The following is a 12,910-nucleotide window of genomic DNA, read 5'->3' as shown; positions in this document are numbered from 1 at the left end:
AGGTGTCCAAAGAACGATTCGATAAATGGCCGGTCATCCTTGCCGCGTCGACAGCTGTAGCTCGTCGGATCCTGCGGCTTGACGATCTTCGCGCCCACCACGTCGCGCAACACGCCTTCGACGCGCGCGCAGGTATTGGCGAGGGCACCGTCAACGCTGAATTCATTCCAGCACGCCCCAGTGAGCTGCGGCAGGCGGTACGAGGGCAAGCCGGCCCCCGGCACGTAGGCGTCGCCACTGAACTGCAATTCACGCGGCGTCCACGGCAGGAGTGCGCAACGCACGGCGCGCAGCACATCCTCGGCCGCGCACTCGCGCCGCATATGCGCAAGCCAAGAACGATCTGCTGATACTCGCAGGCTGTGTTAAAGCAGACACCCCCAAACACATAAGAGGATCTGGGCGATGATCGCAAGGAGAACCACCATCCGGCAACTACCGCTTACCGAGGTCGTTGACCCCGACACTCCCGGCGCGACGCCGGTTAGCATCACAACGTCCGAGGGTGGCACCATCTATCACACGGTCCCGCTCGCCGACCCCGCCACCCGCAAGCGGCGCGACGCACGACCGCAGTGGATTGCAAGCACCTTCCCTCTCTTTCCCGTTGTCCGACTTGCCGACGGCGCGCCGTGGGCTGAAGCGAACGTCTGGCTCGTCGATATGCTGGAGTCGAAGTCCTTGCCCAATATGCTGACGTTTGCAAGCATCGCTGACGATCTGGTCGCGTTCCGTCGTTACCTGGATGACGAGGGTATCGACTGGCTAACGTTCCCCGCGAACAAGCGACAACGGCCGACCTATCGCTATAGCGCATCGCTCAGGCTGGCCGTGCAGGCGGGAGAACTGTCTGCGGGTGTCGCGAAGCGTCGTATGGGTGCTGTAGTGCGCTTCTATCGCTGGCTCATAACGGAAGCAGCCTTCAAGCCCGCGAACGCGCCGTGGGTCGAATCTGATCGTTTCATTGAGGTCAAGGACCAGAAGGGATTCAGCGGCGTGATCGAGGTCAAGACCACAGACCTGTCGATCCGCTGTCGCCGCGCGGAAGACCCGTGGGACGATCGCATTCGGGACGGCGGTCGCCTGCGCCCGCTCTCCTCTTCAGAGCAGTCGGTGCTGCTTGAATCCTTAGCCGCTCTCGGCAACATCGAGATGACGCTCATTCATCTGTTCGCGCTGTTGACGGGCGCTCGCATCCAGACGGTATTGACCCTTCGCGCGAAACACGTAATGCGCAAGCCGGGCGAGTTTCACGGCGACGACATCCGTCTCGCGTGTGGGCCGGGTACGGGCATCGACACGAAGGGCGGTGTCAACGGCGTATTGCACCTGCCGCGCGGTTTCTACGAGCGGCTGTACATCTACGTGCACAGCGATCGTGCGCGCAAGCGTCGCCAACTGGCAGGCGGCGGCGATGACCGCGACCAGCCGCTCTTTCTGAGCCATCGCGGTGCGGCGCTCTACGAGGATCGTGCATCGCGCGACCCGGTCAGCACTAGCCCTCAAGTGCGCCGTCACGTCAAGACTGGACAAGCCGTGCGGCAGTTCATCAAGGATGAACTATTGCCCATGATGCGCGCGCGGCTCGGCAACCTTTGGTACGAGTTCAGCTTCCACGACCTGCGTGCAACCTTCGGGCTGAACATGGTTGACGCGATGACCGCGAATGAGACCAGGTACACGCGAGCGCTCGATCAGTTGCGGCAGTTGATGTGGCACACACGACTGTCCACCACTGAGGGCTACCTTAGCTACCGCGAGAACCGCAAGCTGTTCGACGCTGTGCAGGACAGCTGGGGCACACACCTGTCGACGCTGGTCACGCGAACCCTGGACACCGCGGTGGCCATATGAGCCGCGTGTACGAGGAGGTTCGCATGCCGCTCGCAGCGGGCACGACGCTGCTGCACCCCGAGCGCGCGCTGCTTAAGTGGGAGGGCATTGGCAACCGTTCCGATATCGGACAGATCTGCTACCTGACGCGCGACACGTCGAACACGCGGCCCACGCGGCACACTTTCGATCCCAGAAGCTTCAGCAGCGAACGCACCAAGGTTGTACGCCTGCTGGTGACGCAGCTTTCCGAGCGTGTGACCCTTGGCGCCTGGCGTTCGGAGACAATCTACGGTGCTCTGCGCGGCGTGCTTGACTTCGCCAACTGGGCGGACAGGCTGGGCTTGCATCAGGTGCTCTGTAACGAGAAGGCTACGGCGGAGGCGGTTCATCGTTACTTTCGTGAAAAGCGTGAACAGGTCTCACTGGGCAACCTGAACCACAATACCGTCGCAGGCATTCAGCCTAATCTGTTGTCGATGCTTCGTGAGTTCTTCAGAAACGACGACTTCTGCGCCGATGCAAGGGTGCTGCGCCAGCAACGGTATGCTTATGCACCGACAGCTGTGCCCGACGCCGAGGCACAAGCCGCCTTGCTCGCGTGGGCTGACGCACTGTTCAGCAGCATCAGCACGCTGGTGCTCGACTTCAAGCCATACCCGTTGCACGTGACCACGGCGCGAGGTGAGAATCTTTGCCTTGTTCCGCACACACATGGCCGTAGCGAAGGGCACGATTCGTACGGCTTGCTTGGCTGGAATCTAGAGACGGGACAGCTGCGAACCCGGGAAGAAATCACGAGGCGCTTGGCCGAGGCTGGAGCTAACAATCCTCGCCATCGTTCGTGGTGCATCGCGCGGTTAACTTCCAAACATCTTGCGGCGGCCAACGAGGACGCACAGTCACCGATCCGGCGCTCGCACGCTTCGATGGCGGTCTTTTGCTTCGCCACGCTGTTTCTGGCTGAAACGGGCGTCAGCCTCGCGCAGCTGCTCGCAATGAAATGGAGCCCGGAGCTTGCGGCGAACCTGCAGGAAGCGTCTGTTGTACGTCAGAAGTTTCGCGAAGTTAAGTACCGTGCAGGTGGAATGGAAGTTACGTTCACCGTCTCGCTGGCCTTCATGCCAAAGCTCAAGGCGTATCTGGCATTGCGCAGGTATCTTGTGCAGGACGCAGACTGTGACGCGTTGTTCGTCGTAGTCGGGCATCATGCGCAGCTACGGCGGCTAACGGCTCTCTCAGCCCAATTCCTTGATCGGCTTTACAGTCGGCTCGGGACGCTCGGGATTGTGCTGCCGCGCATTAGCGCTCGTCAGTGGCGTGCGGCGAAGCAGGATTGGGCGGTGAGCAATCACGGCCCTGTCGTTGCAGCCAGGCTGATGGGCCACTCCTTGGCCACGGCGCTGCGCTCGTACTCGAATGGCATGGACACTGCGCACAAGGCTGAGATGGGTGCATTCCTCGCTTCAGTCGAGAAGACCGTGCTGAAGGCTGGCAACGACCCGGCGGGTTCCATCAAGAGCGCGGTGGGCGTTTGCATCGAGTTCCACAAGCCAGCTCCGATCGCGGCTTCGGTCGCAGTACAGCCTGACTGCCGCTCGACCGAAGGGTGTCTCTTTTGCGACCAGTACCGCGTGCACGCTGACGCCGCCGACATTCGAAAACTGCTGAGCTGCCGCCACTGCATCAGGCTCGTAAGCGGGCGTGCTGACTCGCTCGAGCAGTACGAGAGCTCGTTCGGCGCGGTGCTGCGAAGAGTCGACTTCCTTCTGAATGAACTACGGAAGCGCGACGCCGCGCTGGTCGGTCAGATCGAGCACGGCGTTGATATTGATGGAGACCTGGACGCTTTCTGGTCGACCAAGCTTGATCAGCTTTACGAATTGGGAGTGGCATGAACAATACGCTGATCGCGGCGCTCGCCGAGCGCCCAGACTGGTATCGGATTGAAGACGATGCGGTCGTGACTCGCGACAAGGCCGGGAAAGCTGCTTCGCTGTTTGGCGACGACGCTTGGGACATCCGTGCATATAGGATTGGATCGCGCCGCACCCATATCCACTTTAGGGGCCACCCCCTTAACGACGCAGGCCGCACCCTTTCAGCCGCGACTACACGTCAGTGGAAGCAGGTCATGTACTTTCTGATGCACGAAGCGAGCGAGACGGTACCTGCGTCCAGTACTCTTCAAGGTTGCTCGGTTTACCTGAAGGACTTTGCTTACTTTGCAGACGAACGCCAGCTTACTCTTTATGACGGGCTATCCAGCGTTGCCGTTGTTCTTGACTATGCGGCACGAGCCGGGATGGACATGAAGGCCCAACGCCTTCACTCGATTCTGGCGAAGCTTCACCGAGTGGGCGCCGCAGCCACGGGACTGCGCGTGCCATTGGCTCAACTGCATAAGCCGCTGCTAGAACGCTCCGCGCAACGCGCCGGAAATTCACAATACCCGGTCATCCCGACGCGGATTTACCAGCACTTCCTGTCGACCTGCGAGCATGACCTCGTGATCGCTGAGAGCGTCGCCAACGCGTTGTCGAGCTACCTCGCGCGCGCATACGCTGGCGAACGCCCTGGCGTCTGTGCCGCACTGAAGATGGCTGCTGTCCACTTCGAGTGCACGGACTCCCCTTACGTCGTGGCGTCGCTTTTGGCGTCGATCAGCGCGTTATGCCAACTTGTCATTCTGTCGTTCACCGGCATGCGCGCGATGGAAGCAGAGAACCTGCCGTACGACTGCCTGAGGGAAACCAGGCTGGACGGTATGACGCACTACGCCATTGAGGGCGTGACGACCAAGCTGTCCGGCGGACGTCCTAAACGCGCATGTTGGGTGACGAGCCTGCTCGGTGCTCGTGCCGTCAGGCTAGCGCAACGGCTGTCGGGCGACGCGCATCGCGCGCACGGCGCACAAGGCTACGCCGAGTCGAAGGACGGTTCTCATCTGCTGTTCTGTCGGATGGGTCTGCATCGTAAGTACTTGGCAAGCCGGCCGCCCACTACCATACATAACGAAGTTGAAGCTTTTCGTGAGCGCGTTTTTCCAAGAATCACGGCCGAGGACATCGCTGAACTGAAGCGTGTCGACATGCACCGCGCATGGGAAGACGAGCCGAAGTACGCGATCGGGCAGCGGTGGCCGTTCACGCGTCATCAGCTCCGCCGCTCGCTCGCGCTGTATGCGCAACGTAGTGGCCTCGTCACGCTGCCGACACTCAAACGTCAGTTGCAACACATCACGCAGGAAATGAGCATGTACTACGCTCGTGGCTCGGCGTTTGCGCAGGGCTTCATCGACACCGACAAGGCTCACTTCGCGAAGGAATGGGCCGACGCACAGGCCTTGTCCGAGTACCTTGCGTACGCTGAGCAGGTTCTGTTCTCTGACGAGCGGCTGTTCGGCGGGCACGCAGCATGGACACAGAGCCGTGCCGTGCAGGCATCGCCTGTGTCGGTCTACTCACGCGAGCAGACGGTGAGGATGTTCGGGAACGGCGAACTGGCGTACCGCGAGACGGTGCTGGGCGGCTGCGCCAGCGTCGAGCCGTGCAAGTCGACGCCGCTCGATTGGATGCGTCTGGATTGCCTTGAATCGAACTGCCGTAACCTCGTGGTCGTGCCGTCGAAGCTTCAGCGCTTGATCAAGGCGCAGCGCACCACAGTCGAGAAGCTGCGCGCTGTCGATGAGGCGAGCGTCGAATGCCGCATCGAGGCACAGACGCTGCAACGACTGCTTGACGCGCAAGAGAAACTGATGAAACCGGAGGCCGCATGAGCGATGCCATGACCGACTACTACGCGGCCCTTGATCGACTGAAGAAGCGCAAGGGTGCGCGTATCAATAACGATACCGTGGCGATCGAGGCGGGGCGGAAGAAAGGCAGCATCAAGAAGTCGCGCCCTCAGTTTGCCGCGCTGATCGAAGCAATCGATGCGGCCAACGCCGTAGCCGAGCGGCCAAAGCTCGAACTGACCGACCGTCTGAACCGCGCGAAGGGCAACGCGAAGGATCTGCAGGCACAGCTTGACGAGTCACTGGCTCGTGAACTCGCCCTGCTGCGTCAGGTTTTCAGCCTGCGCAAGGAACTGGCCGCGCTGCGTGGCGGTAGTGTCCTGCCCTTGCAGTCCCGCTAGATCTCGAAATACGATACAGGCAAACTTGTGGGGGGAACATGGACACGCGACGGACGTTGTGTCCACTTTTTCTCCCACTCTAATGGACACCCCGCGGTCTGCCGATTCCAGTATTTTCAAGGCTCGGCCTGATGTCCATCTTTTTTCTCTTGCGCATAGCCGCAAGGACAAGCTGTAGCCAAGAACGGCGCGCGAGGCCACTTCGATCAGCACGACCACCCAGAGGCGGTGGATGACGCGCGGCTCGTAGCCGCCGTGCGGGGAGGGCACGAGCCCACCATCCGCACGTCGAGCTTGTGCGCGTCGCATTCCACGCGCTCGAACAACCGCAACGGGGGACGGCGTGTCCCGTCGCCCGTGCGGGTCTTGCGCTCAGCTTCCGGGCCGCCAAGTAGTGCGCAACGGGTCCGTAGCGGTGCCGCTGCAATGACCGTATCCATGTAATGGCAGATGGCTTTGTAGCCTTGCTTTGCGACGTTGAATGGCCATTCGCCGCGCTGCTCGAAGCCTCGTTCCCGCAACGCGGTCAGAATCCAGCGGTACAGCACGGCCCGAGGTCGTCGGGACGATTCGAGTGTTTTACGATTCCCGAGGATTTGCTGGCGAAATTCAGCTTCCAAACCTTGGCCTGCGGCGCTCAAGAACAAAGCCTGGAGCGCCCCGACCGCCCCGCCTCCCCAGGGATTCACCGCAAGAGGTGCAGTACGTGTGTAAGGGCGGATGCGCTGGTGCGGCAGCAATCCGCGCCAGCCAAAGATGCGACCGTCAGGATGCGGCGCCAGGCAACGCTCGGTGATCAAGCGGTACACCTGGCCACGGCTGATCCCTGCCTTCGCCTGAATCTCCTTGCCATCGGCGCCGCTCAAATAGAGGCGAACCGCTCTGACGCGGGCGAGAAAATTGGCGCGCTGAGGCTCCGGCAGTGCTTGCTCATCGACCGTGGGCCACGTGGTCAGATTGATCTCCACGTCCGATTCTTCAGCGGCGGCAGTTCGGGCCCGTAGATGTCTTTCCCGTTGATGCCGAATCTGTGCGCATGATGCCCTCCTATGAGCTGGGATCTCACGCACTGCAAGCTCGCAATATTGCGTGTCATGTCGTTGATCCCGCGAGCATTCCTGTCGAGCGCCACAAACGACGAGCCAAGACGGATCGGCTCGATGCGATTAGGCTGGTCATAAACTTGCGCGCCTGGCTTCACGGCGAACGCGATCGCATGCGCGTCGTGCGCGTGCCATCACCTCAAGATGAAGCATCACGCCACCTGATGCGCGAACGCGCCCAGTTGCAAAAGGAAGTGCTTCAGCATCGCAATCGCATGCGCAAACTGCTGGCCACCCTTGGCTGCTGGGACGACATCGGGCAAAAAGCGTTCGCCCAACGGCTCGCGCACAACGACGTGCGATGTCACGACGGTACACCGCTGCCGCCCGAACTACTTCAGCGCCTGCAGCGAGAGTGCGAACGGCTTGAGTTCGTCGAACAGCAACTCGTCAAGCTTGACCGCACGTTACGGAGCGCATTGCCTGAACCCGCACGCGAGCGCGTCGACCATTTGAGTCACCTCAAAGGCATTGGAGGTGTTGGTGCTCAGAGACTGGCGCTCGAACTGTTCTGGCGCAGCTTCAACAACCGTCGTGAAGTTGGAGCATGCGTGGGACTCGTGCCTCAGCCGTACGATAGCGGCGAGAGTCAGGTTGATCAGGGCATCAGCAAACAAGGCAATCGACGGGTGCGCGCCCTCCTTATCGAAATCGCTTGGGTCTGGCTGCGGCATCAACCCGACAGTGCGTTGACGCGCTGGTTCTATCAGCGCACACAAGGTGCGACCGCGAGTCGCCGAATCCGACGGGTCGCCATCGTAGCCGTCGCCCGCCGCCTCGCTATTGCGCTGTGGCGCTACCTGACGGACGGAATTGTCCCCGAAGGGGCACAACTGAAGTCCGTGTAGATCCAGAAGAATATTGTACGAAGGAGGCGATGTCGCCGTCGAGCACACCAGCACAATGGTTTGAAGTGCATGCGTCCGTGGGAAGCCCTGGTTGCCGATAGCGCAACCGCTTACAAGATGGGACGCATGCCCCGGTGATATTCCGGGCAAAGCGCGCATGCAGGATGGGGCTGGCCATACGCCAGCGGATAGAAGGTGAGTGCAGACCTCAGGTCTCACGGGCGCGATAAACGGCTTCATATCCGCAGTGCTGGCATCCCACGAACACAACAGCCCCTTCCTAATCGAGCCCCACTCACTGAGGACAGCCTCACGTTTACGATCTTGACAAACCATTGCTCATAGAAGGGCTTCCCCGCTGAACACAAGCTCAACGTATTTTTCTGCTGCTGCGCCGCCTGGCCGGTGCGAGTGAGAAGGTGAAGGACTGCGGTACTACAACCGGTCATGTTGGGCCAATGGCCCGGACCCTGATGAAAGACGCGCGCAGGGGCCTCATTCATTAGCCGGGAATGGATATCCCCGTTGTAACTTCAGGTACGCCCTGCGCGGGTCCAACCCGCTTCACATCACCGCTGGCAGTGCAAAGTGATCGTCTATTGAGTCATAGCCAATATCTTTGATTCAAATGTGACCATCGGTCATGGGCTTCCCAAGGCTACCGGTTCGTACTTGAAGGGATCGCCATATTTCAGAATCGCCCAAGCCATCCTCGCGTTCTTGGCGGCGATCGCGACAGCCGCACGCCAGTATCCTCGACGCTCCACGAGACTTCGGACCCAACGGCTGAAGCGGTCCTGTTTCTCGCTGAGATTGGCAATGACGGCACGCGCACCGATTACCAACAGACCGCGCAAATAGGCATCTCCCGCCTTCGTGATGCTGCCCAGCCGGGACTTCCCACCGCTGCTGTACTGGCCAGGCGTCAGTCCGAGCCAGGCGGCTACCTGACGCCCGTTCCTGAAGTCGTGTCCGGCGCCTAGGGTTGCAAGCAGAGCGCTCGCCGTAGTCGGGCCGATGCCGCGGAGCTGCGTGAGTCGCTTGCTGCGCTCGTCGGTGTGTGCGATTTCCCTGATTGCCCGGTCATATTCTGCGATACGGTCCTCGAGGTTACCCGTGTGGTCAAGGAGATCGCTGATGCAGCGTCGGGTCCAGCCTGGCAGGGCATCCAAATGGGGAGTAATCTCTCTTCGCAAACGCTCCGGGCTCTGTGGCAGGACAACACCAAATTCAGCAAGCAGGCCACGCATCCGGTTATAGGCTGCAGTCCGTTCCTCGACGAACCCCTGCCGAGTCCGATGGAGACATAGCGTGGCCTGCTGATGTTCGTCTTTCAGTGGCACGAAACGCATGCTCGGGCGCGTCACCGCCTCACAGATCGCCGCTGCATCGGCCGCATCATTCTTACCGCGCTTGCCGGACATGCGATACGGCGCTACGTGCTTGGGCGCCATCAGCTTGACGGTGTGGCCATGTTGCTGGAACACGCGGGCCCAATGATGGGCTCCTGAGCAGGCTTCCATGCCGATCACGCACGGCGACAACTTCGCGATCAGAGCCGCCAACTGATCGCGCGAGACACGTGGCTTGGTCAGCGCCGCTTTGCCGGCCTCGTCCACGCCGTGGATGGCAAAGATGTTCTTGGCTAGGTCAATTCCAACGGTGACAATAGGCATGGACTTCCCCTCTTGCTGGTGTTGATGAAGGCCAAAACCTCATCATGGCACGTTGATGCCGATTCGCGGCTTCCGCCGCAGCCCTCGGGACGGGGAAGTCCCTTTCATTCTTTAGTTGTGCAAGCGCCAATGTGTTGCTGTGGCGCCAAGCCACTCTGGCGAAGCGTCAACTGCGAGGCGTTGAGACACCGCTACTAATAGACGCCCGGGAGCCTCGGGACCAGCGACGCAGGACGGCCGCGACCGACAGGCGAAGACGCTGCGATCGGCTTCGCGCCCACCTGGAACGCCGGCGGATACCGCCAGCGCGGGAGTGGCGGACGACTGAGTTGAGCGGGGCGACCTGCGGCGGCCCCGGTTGCTTGACGCGTCGTCGTCGGCAACCCTTGGGACCGTGACGGGCTTGCCACAGGTATCGATTGGACCTTGAATGAGTGCGTAGCGACCAACAGACAGTCCGAGGGCGAGATGCGCTGCACGCACTGCCAGTTTGAGAACCCCGTGGGCGCCAGGTTCTGCGAGGCGTGTGGGCAAAGGCTTGCGCAGCTCTGCCCGCAGTGCGGCCACGAGTCTAGCGCCACTGCCAGGTTTTGCGGTGCATGCGGTGCGGTGTTGACCGATACGGTGGCAGCGCCTCGGCAGATTCCGCCGTCGGCGCCGCCCATCCCGGCCCCGGTCCTCTACACGCCGCCCCATCTGGCCGAGCGCATCCGCGCCGAGCGCGTCGCGATGGAAGCCAAGGGCGCGGACGCGGCTGGTGAGCGCAAGACCATCACGGCACTCTTCGCCGACATGGCCGGCTCCACCGCGTTGATCCAGGACCTCGACCCCGAGGAAGCCCGCAGCCTGATCGACCCGGTCGTGGCGCTGATGATGGAAGCCGTCCATCACTATGAGGGCTACGTAGCCAAGTCGCTCGGCGACGGCATCCTCGCGCTGTTTGGCGCGCCGATCGCCCACGAAGACCATGCGCTGCGGGCACTGTTCGCGGCGCTGCGGATGCAGCAGGCGATGCGCCGCCATAGCGACAGGATCCGGCTGGAGCAGGGCATCCCGCTGCAGATCCGGGTGGGCGTTCACACCGGGGAAGTGGTGGTCCGCTCGATCCGCAAGGACGATTTGCGCACCGACTATGACCCGGTGGGCCACACCATGCACATCGCCGCCCGGATGGAAGGCGTCGGAACTCCATCCTCCATCCTGGTCAGCGAATCGACCCACCGGCTGACGGAGGGGTATTTCGCGTTCCAGGCCCTGGGACGTACCCACATCAAAGGACTTCGCGAGCCACTGGCCGTGTATGAGATGCTCGGCCTGGGCGCCTTGCGCACACGGCTGCAGGTGGGGGCGCATCGCAAGCTAAAAAGCGCTCAACACCGGCCTTCGATCATCGCCGCATGCTGGGTTCAGGCAACGTTGTGGTGATGTCATGATTTACGGAAAGATCAATAATATTGGGGCCCGATCGTCAAGCTGCCGACTTCAGCGCTTGCGAGAAGTCGGCGATCAGATCGTCAATGTCCTCGATGCCTACCGACAGCCGCAGCATACCGTCGGAAATCCCCATGGCTTTGCGGGTCTCTGCGCCGGTCGAAAAAGATCGTCGATGCCACAGGAATGATCAGCGTGCGCGTGTCACCAAGACCGGTCGCCTTGATCGGCAGTTCCAGCGCGTTGACGACTTCGATCATGCACTCCGCGTTAGTCAGTTCGAACGACAGGAGCCACGATGCGCCCTTGAACAGCTCTTGCGCGATGCCGTATTGCGGATGGCTCTTCAAGCCGGGATAAAGCACCCTGCAGATGGCTGCGTGCCCTTCCAGAAAATGCGCGAGTGTGAGCGCGTTTTCGCTGCATTGCTTCACACGCAAGGCGAGCGTTTCCGCCCCTACCGAGATGGCGTGCGCCTGCTCTGACGACAGTGCTGCGCCCATGTCGCGCAGGCCCTTCTTGCGGATCTGCAGAAGCCCCTGTTCCTGTGCCATCGAACGCCGGTACTCGGCAGCAATATTGGGATACGCGCTCCAGTCAAACAGGCCTGTATCGGTCACGGCTCCGCCAAGCGCGGTGCCATGGCCCGCGATCGTCTTCGTTAGCGAGTTGATCACGAGGCTTGCGCCGATCGCTTTCGGCTTGAAAAGTGCGGGCGAGGTAATCGTATTATCGACGACATACGCGATGCCATGCCCGCGGCATACATTGCCGATGTTATGCAAGTCGGGAATCTGCGTGCCCGGATTCGCGATGGTTTCGACGAACACCATGCGGGTATTCGGGCGGATTGCGCTCTTCACCTCCTCGGCGGAACATGCGTCGACGGTCGTCACTTCGACGCCGAGTGTGCGCAACGTCCCAAACAAGCTGTTGGTGTTGCCGAATACGTAACGGCTCGATACGAGATGGTCCCCCGCGCGCAAGAGAGTGAGAAACGTCGCTGTGATCGCCGCCATGCCGGTACTGAAGCAGACCGTGCCGACGCCTTCCTCCAGGCTCGTGATCTTGCGCTCAAGCGCTGCGGTCGTTGGCGTGCCCTGTCGCGCGTAGTTGAAACCTCCCTTTTTCGTGCCCTGGAACACGCCTATCAGATCTTCGACGCGGTCGAACCCATATTGGACGGATGCGTGAATCGGCTGATGAACGCCGCCGTGCTCTGTGCCCGTCTTCCTATCGCCGTGAACGATGCCAGTAGTGAAGCCTTGCTTGTCCATGCTGTTTGCGCCTCTCGATATTAGTTGGAACGATTATCGCCGCTAACTGATGGATGGCGAAAGCTTCCGCGATGATACCTACGCCTCCAACGCGGGTCCCATCATGGAGATGGAGCTTAGACGTGGGAGACGAGGTTGACGCTGGTGCGCAAAGGCGGGCGAGGCAGAGGCGCGTGGAAAGGCAATCCGACAAAAATGATGCAGGCTCGGCCGTTTTGCCAATTGGGCAGGGGCTCGGCCCGTCTTGACAAAGGCTGATCAGCAAGATTTTCTTTGACGGCATGGTAGTTAATCTTCGTTGCGATAGGCGGGTGTAGCAACGAATAATTCTGCCGAGCGTGCCACGATCAATCCATTCTGCAGACATCCACACGACGCCTTCTGTTGGCCCCTACCCTATGAGGATGACGGCAGAAGGAGCGACCGGGAAGCTCATCCAGCAATGCGCTTCTTGCGACAGGTCGTGGACATCATCCTCATGCGCGCTGGGGAAACCGCGCGCCGTTGGTCCGGAGCCGCAACTGGCCCATTCAGAGCATTCTCTTTGTGACGCAGTCGGCATGACGCAAATGATGAGGCACCTTGCTAGCAGGACATAACGCCGT

At 61.0% G+C, this 12,910-nt stretch carries 7 protein-coding genes and 3 pseudogenes; 7 read left to right on the top strand and 3 right to left on the bottom strand.

Going from position 1 to position 12,910, the window contains the following annotated elements; all coding sequences use genetic code 11:
- Positions 1-2: 2 nt before the first annotated feature.
- The 5 genes from J8I82_RS26210 to J8I82_RS26190 are packed head-to-tail and all read left to right on the top strand — an operon-like array spanning position 3 to position 5,970.
- Positions 3-350 (top strand): hypothetical protein, encoded by a 348-nt coding sequence (locus J8I82_RS26210; RefSeq protein WP_209761754.1) that lies wholly within the window; start codon positions 3-5, stop codon positions 348-350.
- A 55-nt stretch (positions 351-405) separates the two neighbouring features.
- Positions 406-1,854 carry a site-specific integrase gene (locus J8I82_RS26205; RefSeq protein WP_209761753.1) on the top strand — a complete coding sequence of 483 codons (1,449 nt, stop codon included), beginning with the start codon at positions 406-408 and terminating at the stop codon, positions 1,852-1,854.
- 23 nt (positions 1,855-1,877) lie between these two features.
- Positions 1,878-3,731 (top strand): integrase, encoded by a 1,854-nt coding sequence (locus J8I82_RS26200; RefSeq protein WP_245180132.1) that lies wholly within the window; start codon positions 1,878-1,880, stop codon positions 3,729-3,731.
- The gene (locus J8I82_RS26195; protein WP_209761751.1) at positions 3,728-5,611 is read left to right on the top strand and encodes an integrase; all 1,884 of its coding nucleotides are present in this window, start codon (positions 3,728-3,730) and stop codon (positions 5,609-5,611) included. Before J8I82_RS26200 ends, J8I82_RS26195 begins: the two co-directional genes overlap by 4 nt.
- Positions 5,612-5,619: 8 nt before the next feature.
- Positions 5,620-5,970, top strand: coding sequence for a hypothetical protein (locus tag J8I82_RS26190; protein ID WP_245180131.1), 351 nt, complete (start codon positions 5,620-5,622; stop codon positions 5,968-5,970).
- Between the two features lie 206 nt (positions 5,971-6,176).
- On the opposite strand, the gene J8I82_RS26185 is transcribed toward J8I82_RS26190, so the two are convergent.
- Positions 6,177-6,938: a helix-turn-helix domain-containing protein gene (locus J8I82_RS26185; protein ID WP_209761749.1), complete on the bottom strand. Its 762-nt coding sequence runs from the start codon at positions 6,936-6,938 to the stop codon at positions 6,177-6,179.
- 62 nt (positions 6,939-7,000) lie between these two features.
- Between J8I82_RS26185 and J8I82_RS26180 the strand changes: the two are divergent.
- Positions 7,001-7,921 (top strand): annotated as a pseudogene (locus J8I82_RS26180) (IS110 family RNA-guided transposase); the annotation flags it as partial.
- Positions 7,922-8,562: 641 nt separating this feature from the next.
- Here the strand turns inward: J8I82_RS26180 and J8I82_RS26175 are convergent.
- Positions 8,563-9,597, bottom strand: coding sequence for an IS110 family RNA-guided transposase (locus J8I82_RS26175; protein WP_209761748.1), 1,035 nt, complete (start codon positions 9,595-9,597; stop codon positions 8,563-8,565).
- Positions 9,598-10,065: 468 nt separating this feature from the next.
- On the opposite strand from J8I82_RS26175, the pseudogene J8I82_RS26170 reads away from it, so the two are divergent.
- Positions 10,066-10,959, top strand: a pseudogene (locus J8I82_RS26170) (adenylate/guanylate cyclase domain-containing protein); the annotation flags it as partial.
- A gap of 106 nt (positions 10,960-11,065) precedes the next feature.
- On the opposite strand, the pseudogene J8I82_RS26165 reads toward J8I82_RS26170, so the two are convergent.
- A pseudogene (locus J8I82_RS26165) lies at positions 11,066-12,305 on the bottom strand (cystathionine gamma-synthase family protein).
- Positions 12,306-12,910 lie beyond the last annotated feature (605 nt).

This window comes from Cupriavidus consociatus (assembly GCF_017814975.1).
In the GTDB taxonomy this organism is placed as follows: Bacteria; Pseudomonadota; Gammaproteobacteria; order Burkholderiales; family Burkholderiaceae; genus Cupriavidus; species Cupriavidus consociatus.
This window is presented reverse-complemented; position numbering and strand designations above follow the sequence as displayed.